Genomic DNA, 19632 nt, shown 5'->3' with positions numbered 1-19632 from the left:
CGACAACGTCGCCGCGGCCTGCTTCAACAGGGCAGCAGTGGTCCGACGCGCGGCGCGTCCCCGGCCGTCATCTTCGACCAGCGCTGCATGCGCAAAGGACCGCTCCGCGAATGGCAGCGGCCCTGGCCGGACGATGGCATTGGCACAAAGGGCGACGGTACAGCAGCACCGGCAGCTCTCAATCACGCCGCGGGCAGATGGCACCCGGGCCTGGGGGCATGGCGGTTCACATGCCCGGTCAGCTCACCTTAGGGGACAGTTCGACATCCTGCCCCTCGCGCAGCCGTTCGGCGCCACGCACGATCAAGCGGTCACCGTCATGCACATCGCCCGTCACCTGCACCCAGTCACCGATGCTGGTGCCGGTTTTCACGGCCACGCGTTCGGCCTTGTTCTGGGCATTCACCCTGAACAGCCAGGTGCCGTCACCGCGCAGGACCAGGGCGTCGCGATGCACCGCGACAACCTGTTCGGCAGTGGCCAAGGGCAGGCCCACCTTGACGGCCGATCCCACGATCCAGGGGGCCTCCCCCTTCGGCAGGGACACGCGCACCTCGAAGGTGCGGGACTGCGCCTCGCCGATGGCGATGATGCGGGTCACCTTGCCGCGCGCCGTCTGGCCTTCGATGTCCAACGGCACTTCGCTGCCCTCCACAATATGGCGGGCGATGGAGACCGGCGCCTGGGCGCGCACTTCCACCTGATCCACGGCCACCAGACGGGCCACCTTCACACCGGGGGCCGAATATTCACCGACCTCCAGCATCCGTTCGGCCACCTGACCGCCGAACGGCGCCTTCACCACGGTGCGTTCGATCTCCAGCGCGGTGCGGTCGCGGCTGGCCTGGGCGCGAACCATATCCTGGGCCAGCACATCGCGCCGGCTGGTCGTTTCCTCCAGCCGGGTGACGGGGGTGGTGCCGCGCTCGGCCAGCTGCCGCTGGCGCTCCACCTCGCGTTCCTGAAACGCCAGCTGGCTTTCCAGGCTCTTGATCTGCGCCTCGTACTGGCGCAGTTCCAGGCGCAGCAACCGGTCATCGACCCGCGCGATGGCCTCTCCCGCCGCGACCCTGGTCCCCGCCTCTGCCATCCAGATGACGCGTCCGGATACCTCGGCGGCCACATCGGCATCCTGTCGTGACATGACGCTGCCCGGCACCTGCAGCTCCGGCGCCATCTGTCGCAGACTGGCCGCGGCGACCGTCACCTTGGCGGCGGGGGCGGGGGCCTGCTGTGCCGCTGCCGGCAGTGCCAGCACGCCCAGCAACAGGGCAGCGACGATCGGGTGCGCGTTGCAGCGGGTCATGGCGACCTTCCTTGGGGCTGGGGCTATTTGCATCCTTGTAATGAAATGCCCGTTAACTGCGGGTTTCGATATGTAACGGCGGTGTAAAGGGAAGAAATAAGCGGAGGCGATGATAATGACGGGCACCCCCGTCACTCCGCCGCCAGCCGCGTCACCTTGGCGCCATATTCCGGACCTGGTTCCTCCATGGCCCGGCGTTCCTTCTCACCCAGCCGCAGCAGGGCCGGCAGCAGCAGCAATGTAAACACGGTCGACACCGCCAGGCCGCCTGTCAGGACGGCGGCAATGCCGCGATAGATGACGCTGCCTTCACCCGGCACCACGATCATCGGGGCCATGCCGGCCACCGTGGTCAGCGTGCCCATGAAGATCGGCTGGATGCGCGACCGCAGGGCATGATGCACGGCCTCTGCCCGCCCCTTGCCCTCCGCTTCGCACAGGCGCGTTTCATCGACCAGCAGGATGGCGTTGTTGACCACGATGCCCAGCAGGATGATGAAGCCGATCATGGTCAGAAGGTCCAGCGGCTGGAACGTGAACAGGTTGGTCACGTCCAGCAACGCCAGCCCGCCCACGGTGGCCAGCGGGATCGAGATCATCACCATGGCGCTGTCCTTCACCGACTTGAAAGTCAGCGCCATCAGCAGGAACAGAAGACCCAGGGCGATGATGAAATTCTTGCCCATGGCCGCCACGGTGGCGTCCAGCCGGTCCGCCGACCCGCCATAGCGCAGCGTGCCGTCGGCAGGCAGAAAGGCGCGGAGCTGCGGTTCGATATCGCGCCTCAGCATGGTCATCACATCTTCAAGCGCAATATTCTCACCGGGCTGCAGGTTCAGCGTAATGGTGCGGCGGCCATCGACACGGGTGATACTGCTTGGCCCCACTTCGCGGGTAACCGACACCAGCTGGCCCAGCGGCACCACAGTCCCGGACGGCGTCGCCACCGGCATCTGTTCCAGTTCCTCCGGACCCGTCCATTCCGGCGAGCGCATGATGATGTCCAGTCGGTTCTGTCCGTCGAAATGTTCACCCAGCCACAGGCCATCGCCCAGCGCGCGCACCACCTGCCCCACCTGAACGCGGGTCCAGCCCACCTCGGAGATGCGGCGGTCATTGGGCAGGACGGTCAGCTGCGGCTGTGCCATTTCGGGGTTGGGATTGGACCAGGACTGCACATCAGGCAGCTTTTCGCGCAAAAGCGCCAGCCCCTTGGCCGCTGCCTCTGACAGGCCCGCCGCGTCGGAGGATTGCAGCAGGATGGAGACATTGCCTTCCGCCCCCAGCCCGCCAAACAGGTTGCCGCGATTGGTGAAGCCCTGCACATCGGGGAAACCGGCCAGGATCTCGTCCTTCACGATACCCATCATCTCGTCCAGTTTGGTGTCGTCTTCCAGACGCACCGCAATGGACCCGCCGCCGGGCCAGCCCAGCACGTAGAAATTCTTGGCCTTGGGCTGCTTCTCTCCCGTGTAGTAGGGCATGAACCGGTCCACGATGACCTTGGCCACCTCCTCACGCGACAGGTCGACCGAGGTGCCGACGGGGAAATTCAGAAAGGCATCGACACTGTCCCGCTTTACCGGCGGCAGATAGGACATGGACGGGAACAGCAGGTACGACCCGCCCAGCGACAGGGTGACCAGCCCCATGATCACGGCGGCGCGTTTCCGGTTGCTGCTGGTCAGGTCCATGATGCGCAGCGACAGCCATTCCACCCACCTCGCCTCGCCATCCATGCGCGGGGTCACCTTCATCAGCTTGGCCGTCGCCACCGGCAGGACCGTGGCACAGACGATCAGGCTGATGGTGACGCCCACGGCGATGGTGAGCGCCAGATCGGCAAAGATCTGCCCCTCGACCTCGCGCATGAACACGATGGGGACGAAGGTGATGACGGTGGTGGCCGTGGACGCGAACAGCGCCTTGATGACGCGCCGCGTGCCCTCATGGCTGGCCGCGTCATTGCCCATGCCGCGGTCGCGCATGCGGACAATGTTCTCCAGCACCACAATGGCGCTGTCGATCACCATGCCGACCGCGAAAGCCAGACCGGCCAGCGAAATGACATTGATCGACCGCCCCGTGATGGCCAGCACCGCGAACAGCGACAGAAGCGAGATGGGAATGGTCATGGCGACCAGCAGCGTCAGTTGCGTGCGCCGCAGGAACAGCCATAGGGCCGCGACCGCCAGCACAATGCCGGACAGAAGATTGCCGGTCAGCAGGCCGATGGCACTTTCGATATAGACGGACGGATCGAAGCTCTGGTTGTTGGTCAGGCCCTTGGCCTTCATTTCCCCGTCGCGCATCCCGGCCATCAGGGCCTTGACCTCGGTCAGCGTGGCCAGGACATTGGCGCCCTCTCGGCGGATGACGCGCAGTCCGATGGCCTCGTTGCCATTCTGGAAGGCGTATTGCCACTGCCGGCCCAGCTGCACCTTGACCTCGGCCACGTCGCCCAGCTTCACAGGCCGGCCGTCGCGCCATTCCAGGACCAGATCGCTGAACTGTTCCGGCTTGAACCGGCCCTTGTAGCGGACGGTATAGATGCGCCGTCCATCATCGACAAAGCCGCCCGTCACGTCCTGCGCGCGACCCACCAGGCCCGATACGGTGGGGATGGTGATACCATACTGCGCCATCTTGAACGGATCGAAGATGATCTGCACTTCCTGCTGCGGTGCCTCCGCCTGTCCGCCGAAATCCACCCGGGCCACGCCCTGGATCGCCTCGATCCGGGGGATCACGTCCTCAATGATGTAGTGGTAGTGGTCGGTCAGGCTGCCCGGCGTTCCCGGCAGCTTCTGAACGAAATAATAGATCAGCGTCTCATTGGCATTGTCGCCGCCACCCATGATCAGGCGCGGCGGATCGGCATCGGCGGGACGGGAGGGGATGCGGTTCAACCTGCTGATCACGTCCAGCATGGTCTGCTGCATGTCGGTCTTGGCATCGAATTCAAGGCTGACGAAGGCGCCGCCGGGGTTGGCGAAGCCCTGCATCTCGGTCACGCCGGGCAGACCTTTCATCACATCTTCGATGGGCTCCAGGATCTCGCTTTCCACCTCCTGCGGGGAAGCCGCGCGCCAGGAAGCCTCGATGCCCAGTGTAGGTTGCTTGACCTCGGGGAACAGCTGCACCGGCAGGGTCAGGGCCGACCAGATGCCCAACCCCAAGGCGATCAGCACCGCAACACCCAGTGCTGCTGGATTGCGCAGACCCAGCTTGATGACGTCCATGACCGTCCCCTGTCCATTCGGGAGGTTCGGGAATGGCGGCCGCAGCCTTCCAGTATCCATCCCGCCCATCGGGCACCATAGGCAGGGATATGTAACCTGTCCGTAGAGCTTGGTTAATGAATCGTAGGAATTTGTAACGGACCGTTACATGACGCCAATCGGGCGGGCCGTCATCGCCGCCATGATCCGGTGCGTCATTCAACCCTGGAGCATCAATCTCGGGTCGCCCGATATATAGCGCTTTTCCAATTATGTAATTTGATTTATTTATTCTATCCATCGCCGCCCGCGTCCTGTCCGGCCCTGGGCGACCAAAGACAACGGCCCCCTTTCAACGGGTCGAAATGGGAAGGAAATGTCGATGAAGCAGGCATTTGTGCGCCGCCTTGTCCGCGCGTCACTGTTGACCAGTCTGGCCGCCGGAATCGCCGTGCCGCTGGCCTTCGGGCAGGCCTGGCAGGGTTTGGGCGGGTCCGGCAGCAATGGGCCGGGCAGCTTCGGCCCCTTCGACGCGCAATTCCCGGCCGGCGGTGACGGCATCGCCAAGCCGAAGCTGGAAGAAAAGCAATCGCCCGGCACCCCCATCGCGGCCGGCGCACCCTTCACCCTTCACGCCTGGGTGCAGGCGGAAGCGACGGCCAAGGGCCGGTCGTTGCTGGGCGGTTTCGCCACGGCTGACCAGCAGGCCCCGGCCTATTTCCTGACCCTGGTCGATGGCAAGCCCGCCCTGCTGGCCGGTGGCAAGGTCATCAGCGGCGGCAAGGTGCTGACCCCCGGTCAATGGGCCTTCCTGGCCGTCAGCTTCGATGGCGCCAAGGCCCGGCTTTATGCCGATGGCAAGGAAGTGGCCTCGGGCGACGTGACTGCGCCCGCCGCCTGGCCGCAACTGATGCTGGCCCCGCGCCGCAGCCGCACGGCGACCTTTGTCCCCGCCGATGCCGCCCCCTTCGCCGGCCGTCTCGCCAGCTTCACCACCCTGCCTCGCGCCCTGACGGCGGCGGAGATCCAGACGGCGGCGGCGGTGAAGCCCGTGCCCGATCTGACCAATTTTGAAAATGGCGCCCCCACCTGGGCCGTGCAGGTCCGGCAGATGTATGGGCAGGTCGCCCCGCAGGACCCCTGGACCCGGCCCAAGGCCAAGACCGGCCCCAGCGCGCCCGTCGCCAAGCCGGTCGTGGAAACCCCTGCCCTGGCCGCGAAGGCCAGCGGCGAATGGGTGCTGGGCGCCTGGAAGCTGGTGGAAGCGCCCAAGGTCGCCGCCGGCCCCGCCGCGCTGTCACAGCCTGGCTTTGATGCGAAATCCTGGTACACGGCCACGGTGCCGGGCACGGTGCTGACCACGCTGGTCGATCGCGGTGTCTATCCAGATCCCGATTATGGCCTGAACAATCTTTCCATCCCGGAAAGCCTGAACAAGCAGGATTACTGGTACCGCACCGAATTCACCGTGCCGGCCGATCAGGCGGGCCGCCGGCTGCAACTGGTGCTGAACGGCGTGAATTATCAGGCGGAAGTCTGGTTGAACGGCCAGAAGCTGGGGGCCATGAAGGGTGCCTTCATCCGCGGCCGCTTCGATGTGACGGGCATCGCCAGGCCCGGTCAGCCCAACGCGCTGGCCATCCGCGTCAGCCCCCCGCCGCGCCCCGGCCTGCCGCATGAGGAAAGTCTGACCTCTGCCGTGGGGGAGAATGGCGGCATCATGGCCCTGGACGGCCCGACCTTTGTGGCATCCGAAGGTTGGGACTGGATTCCGTCCGTGCGCGACCGCAATACGGGCCTGTGGCGCGATGTGGTGCTGAAATCCACAGGCGATCTGCGCCTGGGCGACACGCAGGTGGTGACGGCCCTGCCCAAGCCGGACAACTCCGTGGCCGATGTCAGCGTAACGGTGCCCATGTGGAACCTGTCGGACAAGCCCATCAATGCCACCGTCACGGCCAGCTTCGACGGCATCACCGTTACCAAGCAGGCCAGCATCCCGGCCGGCGGCGGTTCCGTCACCCTGTCCCCGTCGGAATTCCCGCAATTGTCGGTGAAGAACCCGAAACTCTGGTGGCCCAACGGCTATGGTGACCCGGCCCTGCACAAGATGCAGGTGACGGTGACCGCCGACGGGCAGCCGTCGGACACCAGGGAAATCCGCTTCGGCATCCGTCAGGTGACCTATGAACTGTCGCTGATGGACCAGAAGGGGGCGCTGCGCCGGGTGGAAGTTGACCTGACCAAGGCCAAGGCAACAGGCGAGCGCATCATCGACGTCACCCATGCCGGCATCCGCAAGGTGCCGGACGGCTGGGCGGCCTCGCTCTATCCCGGCGCCGAAAACTCCCCCGCCGTCAAGCCGGCCGATGCGGCCGAACTGTCGCCGCACATGGTCATCAAGGTGAATGGCGTGCGCATCGCGGCGCGGGGTGGCAATTGGGGCACGGATGATTGGCGCAAGCGCGTGGCCCGTGACCGGCTGGAACCCTATTTCCGCCTGCACCGCGACGCCCATGTCAATGTCATCCGCAACTGGGTGGGCCAGAATACGGAGGAGGAATTCTTCGATCTGGCCGATGAATATGGCCTGATGGTGCTGAACGATTTCTGGGCCTCGACCGAGGATTACCAGATCGAACCGCAGGACGTGCCCCTGTTCATGGCCAATGCCGCGGATGTCGTCCGCCGCTATCGCCACCACCCCTCCATCGTCCTGTGGTTCGGCCGCAATGAAGGCGTGCCGCAGCCCATCCTGAACGAGGCCTTGGCCGACATGATCCGGACGGAGGATGGCACCCGCCATTTCACCGGATCGTCCAACCGCGTCAACCTTCAGGGCAGCGGCCCCTATAATTACCGGGAGCCCGAGACCTATTTCACCGAGCATGCCCAGGGTTTCTCGGTGGAGGTGGGCACGCCGTCCTTCCCCACGCTGGAAGCCTTCAAGGCTAGCATGCCGGCCAGCGAACATTGGCCGATTTCCGACAGCTGGGCCTATCACGACTGGCACCAGACGGGGAATGGTGCCGTCCAGACCTTCATGGATGCCATGGCCACGAAGTTCGGGGCCGCCAGCAGCCTGGAGGATTTCGAGCGCAAGGCCCAGATGCTGAATTACGAGGGCTACCGCGCCATCTTCGAAGGCATGAATGCCGGCCTGTGGACGAAGAATTCCGGCCGCATGCTGTGGATGACCCAGCCCGCCTGGCCCAGCACCATGTGGCAGATCCTGACGCATGATTACGACACGCACGGCGCCTTCTACGGCATGAAAAAGGCGTCGGAGCCGGTGCATGCGCAGCTGGACCTGCCCGACCACCGCATCACCATCGTCAATAATGGCCGCGAGGGTCTGAAGGGCCTGAAGCTGACATCCCGCGTGCGCTCCCTGACCGGCAAGGCGCTGGCCGACCGTACGGCCACGCTGGATGCCGGGGCCGGCAGCGTGGCCCATCCTTTCACGCTGGACCTGAAGGACCTGCTGACAGCTGAAAAGCTGGTGCTGGTCAGCCTGGAACTGGCGGATGGGTCCGGCAAGGTGCTGTCGCGCAACGATTACTGGGTCGCCGCCGACGCACCCGCCCATCAGCGGCTGAACGAACTGCCCGCCGTGCCCGTCACCCTGTCGGCCAGCGGCAAGGTCGGCGCGAATGGGGAAGTGTCGCTGGACGTCACCCTGTCGAACCCCGGCACGGCCCCGGCTTTGCTGGCCAAGCTGACCCCGCAGAAGGCGGACGGCACCCGCATCCTGCCGGCCTATCTCAGCGACAATTACGTCACCCTGCTGCCGGGCGAAACGCGGCATGTGCAGGTGACCTACCCGACCAGTGCCGGCGGCACGGATGCCACCCTGGGCTTACGCGGCTGGAACATCCAGCCGACCAGTGTAAAGGCGACCATCACGCCCTGATCCCTACCCGCATCATGGGGGCTTCGTCCCCCAAAGGCCCGTCACAGCAAGGTGCTACCTCCATTTCCCCAAGCGCCGGATCGTGACGGGCCTTTTTTTATTCCACTTTTCCATTCCACTCCGGAAGCCCTCAATGCGCTTCCGACTTCTCCACCGGACCGAAGGCCACCGGGCTTTCGGCGGCCAGCCAGACGAAGCTGGCATAGGCGGCGACGGCCTGATCGATCTTCTTCGGATCGATCTTGTCCAGCGTGTCGTCGGCCGTGTGGTGGTAATCGAAATAGTCCGTACCATCCAGGCCCAACCCGCCCGTGGGCACGCCTTCGGCCGCCATCGGGCCGATATCGGGGCCGCCATGGGTGCTGCCCTTGCCCGGCACGATGCCCAGGGGCGCCAGAATGCGGCCGATGGCGTCGGTCACCGGCTTGGCTTCCGGCCGGACATTGGCGTTGAAGGTGATGACCGGGCCGGCGCCGAAATCGGCCTCCGTCCCCGCCTGATGCTTGGGCAGTTCGGCCGCATGCGCCTTGGCATAGGCGAAGCCGCCGATCAGGCCGATCTCCTCTGCCCCGAACAGGACGAAGCGGATGGTGCGGCGCGGCGCCTGCGGCAGGGATTTCAGGATCCTGGCCGTGGCCAGCACGATACCGACACCGGCCCCGTCATCCAGCGCGCCGGTGCCCAGGTCCCAGCTGTCCAGATGGGCGCCGATGACCACCACCTCGTCCGGCTTCTCCCGGCCCTTGATCTCCGCCAGCACATTGGCGTCCGACAGCTTGCCCATCTGCTGGCTGGCCAGCGTCAGTTTCAGGCTGACCGGCCCGCCCAGCGCCAGCAGGCGGTTCAACTGGTCGGCGTCGGGATTGGACAGGGCGCCGGCGGGGATGGCCGTCACGCCCTCGGCATAGCGGGTGATGCCCGTGTGCGGGAAACGGTGGCTGTCGGTGCCGATGGACCGGATCAGCAGGGCCACGGCCCCCTTGCGCGCCGCCGCCTCCGGCCCCTTGCCGCGCACGCCCACCGCCTCGCCATAGCCGCCGCCATCCTGCAACCGGCTCATCTTCTTGTCCACAAAGGCGATCTTGCCCTTCAGGCTGCCTTCGGGGGCGGCTTCCAGATCCTCCAGCGTGTCAAAGCGCACGATGGGCGCCGTAATGCCCTCTGCCGGCGTGGATACGGAATGGCCAAGCGCCGCCACATGCAGATGCTGGGCGACGGGCGTCAGTACATCGGCCGACTCCACGCCGCGTTCCCAGCCATCAACGGTAAAGGGCTCGACCTTGATATTGACCAGGTCCAGTTCCTTGAACCGCGCCTGCGCCCAGTCATGGCTGGCCTGGGCGGCGGGGGATCCAGCCAGGCGCGGGCCGACGCGCACCGTCAGGGATTCGACAAAGTCCTTGGCGCCGGAACCGGCCAGGGCCTTGGCCTGGATATCCTTGGCTGTGGCAATGGCGGCTTGGGTGTAGGGATTGGCATCGGCCGCAAATGCGGGCTGCCCCAGGGCCAGCAGCGCCACACCGGCCGCCAGCAGAAAACCGAAACGCTTCAAGGCACTTGCTCCTTCGACGGACGGTCGGGGCCGGACCGCCCCGCAGGAACGGAAGGGTAACAAAATCGGTCGTTTCCGGCGCAACTGTTTTGTAATGGATACAATATTCTCGTTTTGTTCGCTCTCTCGCTGGTACCAACCCGGCTTCCGGGCCCATGCCGTAACCTTCGGGATAGGGCCAAAAGACCCCACGCAAAAATGCTTGACGCCCATGCATGAAGGGAGCACCATCAAATCGTAACAAAGACATGGAGGGTGGTTTTGAAGATCATAACGCCCCCGGCACAGTGGGCGGCCGTATAGGAAACGGCGATCAACTGGGCTCCGCAACCTGGGAGGGTGTGTAGAAACATGACCCCACCGCAGTACAATTTCGCGATTACTTGATATATCGCAGCAACCATCTCGAACCCACGCTTGACATAGGTCCTGTGGTTTCGGATTGATACGGAAACCCCCGCAGGCGCATCCAGCTGCGGGGGTTTTCATTTGTCCGGGCCCTACATCGGTTCTGACAATGTACTGGCAGGGCAAAATACGGCCGAAGCATCCGGCACCCGCTTGGCTGTTCCGTCGGCCACCCCATATGGGATAGGCTGCCAGCACCCCCGCACCCAGGCGCCCCCCCCCCCGTGTCGATCCCGTGAATTTCCTACGCAAGATCCTGTCCCCTGCCGCCCCGGCCAAGAAGCGCGCCAAGCCCGCGCTGCCGCCGCCGCGTACCATGGCGCTGGACAGTGTGCCGGTCCCGGTGGAGGTGCGGGTATCAGCCCGTTCGCGCCGCCTGTCCATGCGGGTGGACGCGGCGCGCAATGTCGTGCGTATCTCCACCCCGCCGCGCGTGCCGGACGCGGATATCCGCCTGTTCGTGGGCCGCCATCTGGAATGGCTGCGGCAACGGCTGTCGGCGGTGCCCGTCACCATTCCCTTTAATCCCGGCGCCACGGTGCCCATTCTGGGGATCGACCATCTCATCCGCCATGTGCCCGCCGGCCGGCGCACCCCGCACCCCGTGATCCTGCCCGATGGCCGCCGGGAATTGCAGGTCGGCGGAGAGGTTGATTTCGTCGCCCGCCGCATTACCGATTACCTGAAAGCCGAAGCGCGCAAGCGGCTGACGACCCGGGCACAGGAAAAGGCGGCGCGGCTGGGCGTGACCATCGCCGCGGTCAGCATCCGCGACACCCGTTCCCGCTGGGGAAGCTGTTCGCCCGACCGGCGCCTGTCCTTCTGCTGGCGCCTGATCATGGCACCGGAACCCGTGTTCGATTATGTCGTCGCCCACGAAGTGGCGCATCTGCGGGAAATGAACCATTCCGCCCGCTTCTGGGCCCTGTGCGCCAGCCTGACCGACAGTGTGGACGACCATCGCGACTGGCTGCGCGTCAACGGTGCCCGCCTGCACCGCTATGGCACCCCGCCGGGACGGGCGGGGGCGGCATGATCGACAAGCTGGAACTGTTCCTGGCCCTGGCCCGCGCCCGCCATTTCGGCCGCGCCGCGGAAGAGGCGGGCGTGTCCCAGCCCACCCTGTCGGCCGGGGTGAAACAGCTGGAAGACATGCTGGGCGTGCCGCTGGTGGTACGCGGATCGCGCTTCCAGGGCTTCACGGCAGAAGGGGAGCGGCTGCTGGAATGGTCGCGCCGGCTGGTTGGCGACTGGCGGTCCATGCGCCAGGATATCGAGGCGCTGCGCAAGACGGTCTGTGGTCATTTCCGTCTGGCAGCCGTGCCCACGGCCCTGGCCATGGTGCCGAAACTGACCATCGCCGTCATCGACAGGCATCCGGGCGTGGATTTCCTGGTCATGGCGTCCAATTCACAGAAGATCATGGAACAGGTGGAAAACCTGGCCATTGATGCCGGCCTGACCTACCTGGACAATGAACCGGTCGGCGCCTTCATCCAGATCCCGCTGTATCGGGAGCGGTATCACCTGATCACCGGGCCCGACAGCCACTTTTCCGGCCGGACGGAGGTGCGGTGGGCGGAATTGCAGGGGGTGCCGCTCTGCCTCTTGTCGCCCGACATGCAGAACCGCCGCATCATCGACCGCGCCCTGCACCGCGTCGGCGTGAAGGCGGAAGTGGCGATCGAGTCCAACTCCATGACGGCCCTGGCCGCCCATGTGCGCACGGGCCGCTGGACCAGCATCATGCCCACCGTGCTGATGGAGGCTTTGGGTCTGCCCGCGGAACTGAAAGCCATCCCGCTGATCGACCCGGTGATCGAACATACGATCGGTCTGGTCATGATGGACCGGCAGCCCCACTCCCCCATGTCTGCCGCCATGATCGCGGCGGCCAAGCGCGTGTCCCAGATATTACCGAAGTGAGCCAGCCGACCGGCAGGACCGCCGGTATTACTTCGCCGCCTCGGCAAGCTCCTCTCCGACACCCAGATCCCGCAACCGTGCCATGGCGCTGCCTTCGCCCAGCCGGATGCTGTTGTCATGGTTTGCCAGCACTTTCTGCGCGTCCTGCAGCATCCTTTGCTTCCAGGCGTCGCTGTCACGGCGCAGCTTCCTGCCATCCTCCGCCAGGGCATCCTGCCGCACCTGCAACCCGGACTGGTCAGCACCCGGCCGCTGCCGCTCCGCGGCGATGGACAATGCCTCGCTCACCTGCGCCAGGCGTTGATCGGCATTTTGCTGCATGGCGCTCACAAAACCCTGCGAGGAGGAGGAAGCACCGGTATCCATTCGGGCCGATTTGACAAAGCCGGAGAGGCCGTCAGCCAGCTCCTCGGCCGAAAGGGTGCCGGATTGAACCAGACCAACCAGCTTCTCCCGAAGCTTGTCGTTCAAGGACGAGAACAGATCGCCCGCCGCGCCGGACAATGACTGCGCCAGGGGGCTGAGCGAAACGCTTTCCTGCGGCCCGGGACTGGCCGATGCGGCCGGCTTCTGCTCCGCCACCTTCTGGAAACTGGATGTGGGCGTGGCATCGGTCACCACATATGCACTCGATATGATGTTCATATCATCACCCCCACTACCCGATTGACAGGGCACAGCGATATCATATCTCCTATTACGTGTCAATAATTCGAGACACTCTACAATATGAAACATGAGAGAATAATGGCATTCATAACGGGGACCTCCGGCAATGATACGTTGCCATCCCCTCTGAGCGAAGCCAATACCATCAACGGACTAGATGGAAACGACACTATCGGCGGCGGTAATTTGAATGACTTCATCTCCGGTGGCAACGGAGATGATTACATTATCGGCGGCGCTGGCAGCGATACTATTTACGGCGATGCTGGTTCTGACTGGATACATGGGCAGGACGGCGCCGATTTTCTCTATGGCGGCGCGAGTGACGATGAATTGTATGGCGGTGCCGGCAATGATCAGCTCACAGGAAACGGCGGATACAACTACCTGTCCGGCGACGGCGGGAACGACACCTATATTCACAATTTCACCGACGCCGGCATCTCCATCATTTACGATAATGGTGGCGCGTCCGATCAGTTGACGTTGCAGAACCTGTCATCGACGCTCAATATCCAACGCTCCGGCACCGATCTTTATCTCTATACCGATGCTGACGCGGCGGATGGCGCACTGAACAATTATATCCAGATCCTGGATTTCTACGGGGCCACCTCGACGGTGCGTGGTGTCGGCACCGTCGAGGTCCTTGTGATCGGCAGCCAGACCTATGATCTCTGGGGACTGGCTCCCCATTGATCTCATCGCCATGCGGGAGAAGGGCGCCGCTGCCAGTGGCGCCCTTTGCGCTTTCGGCAAGGTCTTTGCCACGGATATTGCATGCCCATCGGCAATGCCACATGCGCAAATGACGGGCGCAGGCTGGGCGTCCGGCCACAGGCGGGCCCGAAAGTCCGTTGCATTTCAAAAAGATACGTCTGGTAAAGGCGGATTTTCGCAACAAGAACCGTTTGATCAGGATGTGCAATCGCTCAACAAAACAATCCCATTGATACTGGAAGCATTTGGGGAAAACCTGCGACAGTGATTGTCGTTGGAGTCCATTTGCCCATGACCGCCCCCCTGCCGTGGGATGAACGCCACGCCGCCGATATCATCCATCGGCACCTTCACCTGGAAGGGCCAACGCTGCCGATCCTGCACGCCCTGCAGGATGCGTTCGGCTGCGTACCCGACGCGGCCGTGCCCATGATCGCCGAGGCGCTGAACCTGTCGCGGGCGGAAATCCATGGCGTGGTCAGCTTCTACCATGATTTCCGCCGTGAACCGACCGGACGCCATGTGGTCAAGGTGTGCCGGGCCGAAGCCTGCCAGGCCCTGGGCAGTGAGAAGGCGGCAACCGCGTTGCTGGAACGGCTGGGCGTTGGCTGGGGCGAAACGACCGGCGACGGCACGGTGACAGTGGAAGCCGTCTATTGCCTGGGCATCTGCGCCTGCGCACCCGCCGCTTTGGTCGATGGCGATCCGGTGGGCCGCCTGGATGGCGCCAGACTGGCCGCTGCGGTGGAAGAGGTGCGCTGGTCATGACCCGTATCTTCATTCCCCAGGATGTCGCCGCGCTCGCCGTGGGTGCCGAAAAGGTGGCCAAGGCCATTGCCGCGCAGGCCGGCGATCAGGCCCCCATCGTGCGCACGGGATCACGCGGGCTGTTCTGGCTGGAACCGCTGGTGGAGGTGGAAACACCGGCCGGCCGCATCGCCTATGGCCCCGTCACGCCTTCCGACGTGCCCGGCCTGTTCGCGGCCGGTTTCCTGACCGGGGCGCCGCATCCGCTATGCCTGGGCCCGACGGAACAGATCCCCTGGCTGGCCCGCCAGAACCGCCTGACCTTCGCCCGCTGCGGCATCATCGATCCGCTGTCGGCGGAGGATTACCGCGCCCATGGCGGCTTCAAGGGCGTCAAGCGCGCCCTGGAACTGGGCCCGTCCAACACGGTTGAGGAGGTGGTGCGGTCGGGCCTGCGCGGGCGCGGTGGCGCCGGCTTCCCCACCGGCATCAAATGGCGCACCGTGGCAGCATCCCCTGCCGACCGCCGCTATATCATCTGCAACGCCGATGAGGGCGACAGCGGCACCTTCGCCGATCGCATGATGCTGGAGGGCGACCCGCTCGCCCTGATCGAGGGCATGGTCATCGCCGGCTATGGCGTCGGCGCGAATAAGGGCTATGTCTATTCCCGGTCGGAATATCCCCACGCCAACCATGTTTTCAGCCGCGCCCTCTATGTCGCTCGCAAGGCCGGGCTGCTGGGCCCGTCGGTGCTGGGCAGCGATTTTGCCTTCGATATCGAACTGCGCGTGGGTGCGGGCGCCTATGTCTGCGGGGAGGAAACGGCCCTGCTGGAAAGCCTGGAGGGCAAGCGCGGCGTCGTCCGGGCCAAGCCGCCCTTGCCCGCCATCAAGGGCCTGTTCGGCCGGCCGACCGTGGTGAACAACCTGTTGTCGCTGGCCACCGTGCCCACCATCCTGGCCAATGGCGCCCAGGCCTATGCCGATTACGGCATGGGACGGTCGCGCGGCACCATGCCCATCCAGATAGCCGGCAACGTCAAATTCGGCGGCCTGTTCGAAGATGCGTTCGGCATCACGCTGGGGGAAATCGTGAACGAGGTCGGCGGCGGCACCCTGACCGGCCGACCCGTGCGCGCCGCGCAGTGCGGCGGGCCCTTGGGCGCCTATTTCCCCCCGTCCCTGTTCGACACCCAATATGATTACGAGGCGTTCGCCGCGCGCGGCGGCCTGATCGGCCATGGCGGCATCGTCGTCTTCGATGATCAGGTCGACATGGCGGCCCAGGCCCGCTTCGCCATGGAATTCTGCGCCATCGAGAGCTGCGGCAAATGCACCCCCTGCCGCATCGGCTCCACCCGTGGCACCGAAGTGATCGACAAGATCATGGCGGGCGTGGAGGTCGACGCCAATATCGCCCTGGTGGAGGATCTCTGCCAGACGATGAAGTTCGGCTCCCTCTGCGCGCTGGGCGGCTTCACCCCCTACCCGGTGTTGAGCGCGCTTCAGCATTTCCCCGAGGATTTCCGGCGCGGGTCCCTCCCCGCGGCGGCGGAATAGGGGGATGGGGATGCTTGGCGAAAGCAATCATTCAGCCTATCTTGGACGTGAAGCCGCTTCGCGGAAGGGAACGCCATGCTCCAACTTGATCGCATCACCCAAGACCCTGCCATCATGGGCGGCAAACCCTGTGTCCGTGGGTTGCGCGTCACGGTCGGTATGCTTGTCGCACAGGTTGGCGCGGGGCGGGGCATCGACGAGCTTCTGGGCGACTACCCGTACCTTGAGCGCGAAGACATCCTGCAGGCGCTCAGATACGCGGCATGGCGCGCGGAAGAACGAGAGATCGTTCTGGCGTCCTGATGAAGCTGCTGTTGGACATGAATCTGTCGCCGCGCTGGGTCGATACCCTGGCGGACGCGGGGATTTCTGCCGTCCATTGGATGCATGTCGGCCCCATGGATGCACCGGACAGTCAGATCATGGATCATGCCGAAAGGCACAATCTGATCGTCCTGACCCACGATCTGGATTTCAGCGCCATTCTGGCCGCCACGAAGGGCGCGCGGCCCAGCGTCGTGCAAATCCGCAGCGACGACATCACACCGGAAGCGATGTCGGGCGTGTTGATCGCTGCCTTAAGGCAAGTGGCAGACGATTTGGCTGTTGGCGCTCTGCTGACTGTCGATCCAAAACGGTCAAGGTTGCGGCTGCTACCACTCGCCTAGACTCTCTTCTCTCTGCACTGGGCATGAATGTGCCCCCGACCTCCCCCCTGCATCAGGAGCGGGTGCCATGACACTCATCCACGAAACCGATTTCGGCACCCCGGCGTCAAAGTCGGAAAAGCTGGTCACCTTGACCATCGACGGGCAGAGCGTGAGCGTGCCCGAAGGCACCTCCATCATGCGCGCGGCCATGGAGATGGGAACGCAGATCCCCAAGCTTTGCGCCACCGACATGGTCGATGCCTTCGGTTCCTGCCGCCTGTGCCTGGTGGAGATTGAGGGGCGGCCGGGCACGCCCGCGTCCTGCACCACGCCCGTGGCACCGGGCCTGAATGTGAAGACGCAGACCCCGCGCCTGAAGCAACTGCGCCGGGGTGTGATGGAGCTTTACATCAGCGACCATCCGCTGGACTGCCTGACCTGCGCGGCGAACGGAGACTGTGAGCTGCAGGACATGGCCGGCGCCGTGGGCCTGCGCGAGGTGCGCTATGGCATGGACGGCGCCAACCATTTCAAGCCCGACAGCCCGCTGGCGATGCCCAAGGATGAGAGCAACCCCTATTTCACCTATGACCCGGCCAAATGCATCGTCTGTTCGCGCTGTGTGCGGGCGTGTGAGGAGGTGCAGGGCACCTTCGCCCTGACCATTGAGGGTCGCGGCTTCGACAGCCGCGTCTCCCCCGGCCAGCATGAGGATTTCCTGGACAGCGAATGTGTGTCCTGCGGCGCCTGCGTCCAGGCCTGCCCCACGGCCACGCTTCAGGAAAAATCGGTCATCGAGATCGGGCAGCCAGAACATTCCGTCGTCACCACCTGCGCCTATTGCGGCGTGGGCTGCGCCTTCAAGGCGGAGATGCGGGGCGATGAGCTGGTGCGCATGGTCCCCTATAAGGATGGCAAGGCCAATCGCGGCCATTCCTGCGTGAAGGGCCGTTTCGCCTGGGGCTATGCCACGCACAAGGAACGCATCCTGTCGCCCATGATCCGCGACAGTATCGACCAGCCCTGGCGCGAGGTCGGCTGGGAAGAAGCCATCGGCTTCACCGCGACCAGGCTGAAGGCGATCCAGGCCAAGTATGGCCGCGACAGTATCGGCGGCATCACCTCGTCGCGCTGCACCAACGAAGAAACCTTCCTGGTGCAGAAGCTGATCCGCGCCGGGTTCGGCAATAACAATGTCGATACCTGCGCCCGCGTCTGCCATTCCCCCACGGGCTACGGCCTGAAGACCACGTTTGGCACCTCTGCCGGCACCCAGGATTTCGATTCTGTCGAACAGACCGATGTCGTCATCGTCATCGGTGCCAACCCGACCGATGGTCACCCTGTCTTCGCGTCCCGCCTGAAAAAGCGGCTGCGCCAGGGGGCGAAGCTGATCGTCATCGATCCGCGCCGCATCGATCTGGTGAAGTCTCCGCATGTTGAGGCGGCGGTGCACCTGCCCCTGCGCCCCGGCACCAATGTCGCCGTGGTCACCGCACTGGCCCATGTCATCGTCAGCGAAGGGCTGGTGGACGAGGAATTTGTGCGCCAGCGCTGCGACTGGGCGGAATTCCAGGAATGGGCCGCCTTTGTCGCCGAACCGCGCAACAGCCCGGAAGTGGTCGGCGACATGGCCGGCATTGATCCCGACGCCATCCGCCAGGCCGCCCGCCTGTTCGCCACGGGCGGCGATGGCGCCATCTATTATGGCTTGGGCGTGACCGAACATTCCCAGGGCACGACCACCGTCATGGCCATTGCCAATCTGGCCATGGCCACCGGCAATATCGGCCGTCCGGGCGTGGGCGTGAACCCGTTACGGGGTCAAAACAATGTCCAGGGTTCCTGCGACATGGGTTCCTTCCCGCATGAATTCTCGGGTTATCGCCATGTGTCGGACGACGCCACAAGGCAGATGTTCGAGGAGATGTGGGGCGTTCCCCTGTCAGCCGAGCCGGGCCTGCGCATTCCCAACATGCTGGACGCCGCCGTCGACGGGACCTTCAAGGGGCTTTATGTGCAGGGGGAGGATATCCTGCAATCCGACCCCAACACCCATCATGTCGCCGCCGGTCTGGCGGCCATGGAATGCGTCATCGTCCAGGACCTGTTCCTGAATGAAACGGCCAATTACGCCCATGTCTTCCTGCCGGGCTGTACCTTCCTGGAAAAGGACGGCACCTTCACCAATGCCGAACGCCGCATCCAGCGTGTGCGCCGCGTCATGGCACCCCGCAATGGCTATGCGGATTGGGAGGTGACGCTGCTGCTGGCCAGGGCCATGGGTTTCACCATGGATTACGCCCATCCCAGCCAGATCATGGACGAAATCGCCCGCGTCACCCCCAGCTTCAAGGGTGTCTCCTATCAGCGGCTGGAAGAGATGGGCTCCATCCAATGGCCCTGCAACGACAAGGCGCCGCAGGGCACACCCGTCATGCATATCGATGGCTTCGTGCGCGGCAAGGGCAAGTTCGTCATCACCGAGTACATCCCGACGGAGGAACGCACCGGCGCCCGCTTCCCGCTGTTGCTGACCACGGGCCGCATCCTGTCGCAGTACAATGTCGGCGCCCAGACGCGACGCACGGCCAACAGCGTTTGGCACGAGGAGGACCGGCTGGAAATCCACCCGCATGACGCGGAAAACCGGGGCATCCGCGATGGCGACTGGGTGAAGCTGCAAAGCCGGGCGGGGGAAACCACCCTGCGGGCCCTGATCACCGACCGGGTGGCGCCCGGCGTGGTCTACACGACCTTCCACCATCCCGACACCCAGGCCAATGTCATCACCACCGACTATTCCGACTGGGCCACCAACTGTCCGGAATACAAGGTGACGGCCGTACAGGTCGGCCACAGCAACGGCCCCACGCCCTGGCAGCAGGAATATGAGGCGCAGGCCCGCCAGTCGCGCCGCATCGACGGCCATGTGGTCGAGGCGGCGGAATGACCAAA

14 protein-coding genes are annotated in these 19632 nt (G+C 64.6%); 10 read left to right on the top strand and 4 right to left on the bottom strand.

What is annotated here, in order from left to right; all coding sequences use genetic code 11:
- Window positions 1-238: 238 nt before the first annotated feature.
- Together ACODTW_RS00570 and ACODTW_RS00565 are read right to left on the bottom strand one after the other, a co-directional pair.
- Window positions 239-1306 carry an efflux RND transporter periplasmic adaptor subunit gene (locus ACODTW_RS00570; protein WP_488943916.1) on the bottom strand — a complete coding sequence of 356 codons (1068 nt, stop codon included), beginning with the start codon at window positions 1304-1306 and terminating at the stop codon, window positions 239-241.
- 131 nt (window positions 1307-1437) lie between these two features.
- Window positions 1438-4548, bottom strand: a complete 3111-nt coding sequence (locus tag ACODTW_RS00565) for an efflux RND transporter permease subunit (RefSeq protein ID WP_488943915.1) — start codon at window positions 4546-4548, stop codon at window positions 1438-1440.
- A 361-nt stretch (window positions 4549-4909) separates the two neighbouring features.
- Here ACODTW_RS00565 and ACODTW_RS00560 point away from each other — a divergent pair, with 361 nt between their 5' ends.
- Window positions 4910-8440, top strand: coding sequence for a glycosyl hydrolase 2 galactose-binding domain-containing protein (locus tag ACODTW_RS00560; RefSeq protein ID WP_488943914.1), 3531 nt, complete (start codon window positions 4910-4912; stop codon window positions 8438-8440).
- Between the two features lie 130 nt (window positions 8441-8570).
- Here ACODTW_RS00560 and ACODTW_RS00555 read toward each other — a convergent pair whose 3' ends face one another.
- On the bottom strand, window positions 8571-9992 hold the full coding sequence (locus ACODTW_RS00555) for a M20/M25/M40 family metallo-hydrolase (protein ID WP_488943913.1): 1422 nt from the start codon (window positions 9990-9992) through the stop codon (window positions 8571-8573).
- 643 nt (window positions 9993-10635) lie between these two features.
- Here ACODTW_RS00555 and ACODTW_RS00550 point away from each other — a divergent pair.
- Complete coding sequence (locus ACODTW_RS00550) at window positions 10636-11436, top strand: M48 family metallopeptidase (RefSeq protein ID WP_488943912.1); 801 nt, start codon at window positions 10636-10638, stop codon at window positions 11434-11436.
- Window positions 11433-12326, top strand: a complete 894-nt coding sequence (locus ACODTW_RS00545) for a LysR family transcriptional regulator (protein ID WP_488943911.1) — start codon at window positions 11433-11435, stop codon at window positions 12324-12326. The genes ACODTW_RS00550 and ACODTW_RS00545 overlap by 4 nt, the downstream gene beginning before the upstream one ends.
- A gap of 27 nt (window positions 12327-12353) precedes the next feature.
- Here the strand turns inward: ACODTW_RS00545 and ACODTW_RS00540 are convergent, their stop codons facing one another.
- The gene (locus ACODTW_RS00540) at window positions 12354-12971 is read right to left on the bottom strand and encodes a hypothetical protein (protein WP_488943910.1); all 618 of its coding nucleotides are present in this window, start codon (window positions 12969-12971) and stop codon (window positions 12354-12356) included.
- A 102-nt stretch (window positions 12972-13073) separates the two neighbouring features.
- Here ACODTW_RS00540 and ACODTW_RS00535 point away from each other — a divergent pair, with 102 nt between their 5' ends.
- The 7 genes from ACODTW_RS00535 (at window position 13074) to fdhF (ending at window position 19627) form a co-directional block, all read left to right on the top strand.
- On the top strand, window positions 13074-13694 hold the full coding sequence (locus tag ACODTW_RS00535) for a calcium-binding protein (RefSeq protein WP_488943909.1): 621 nt from the start codon (window positions 13074-13076) through the stop codon (window positions 13692-13694).
- Entirely contained in the window at window positions 13666-13983 is a 318-nt protein-coding gene (locus tag ACODTW_RS00530) for a hypothetical protein (protein ID WP_488943908.1), read from the top strand. Before ACODTW_RS00535 ends, ACODTW_RS00530 begins: the two co-directional genes overlap by 29 nt.
- A gap of 23 nt (window positions 13984-14006) precedes the next feature.
- Entirely contained in the window at window positions 14007-14483 is a 477-nt protein-coding gene (locus ACODTW_RS00525) for a formate dehydrogenase subunit gamma (RefSeq protein ID WP_488943907.1), read from the top strand.
- Window positions 14480-16024 (top strand): formate dehydrogenase beta subunit, encoded by a 1545-nt coding sequence (locus ACODTW_RS00520; RefSeq protein ID WP_488943906.1) that lies wholly within the window; start codon window positions 14480-14482, stop codon window positions 16022-16024. Before ACODTW_RS00525 ends, ACODTW_RS00520 begins: the two co-directional genes overlap by 4 nt.
- Window positions 16025-16099: 75 nt before the next feature.
- On the top strand, window positions 16100-16327 hold the full coding sequence (locus ACODTW_RS00515; RefSeq protein ID WP_488943905.1) for a DUF433 domain-containing protein: 228 nt from the start codon (window positions 16100-16102) through the stop codon (window positions 16325-16327).
- Window positions 16327-16692: a DUF5615 family PIN-like protein gene (locus ACODTW_RS00510; RefSeq protein ID WP_488943904.1), complete on the top strand. Its 366-nt coding sequence runs from the start codon at window positions 16327-16329 to the stop codon at window positions 16690-16692. The genes ACODTW_RS00515 and ACODTW_RS00510 overlap by 1 nt, the downstream gene beginning before the upstream one ends.
- 67 nt (window positions 16693-16759) lie before the next feature.
- Window positions 16760-19627 carry a formate dehydrogenase subunit alpha gene (fdhF, locus tag ACODTW_RS00505; RefSeq protein WP_488943903.1) on the top strand — a complete coding sequence of 956 codons (2868 nt, stop codon included), beginning with the start codon at window positions 16760-16762 and terminating at the stop codon, window positions 19625-19627.
- The last annotated feature ends 5 nt before the right edge of the window (window positions 19628-19632 follow it).

The organism is Niveispirillum sp. FG148 (assembly GCF_057809655.1).
This window is presented reverse-complemented; position numbering and strand designations above follow the sequence as displayed.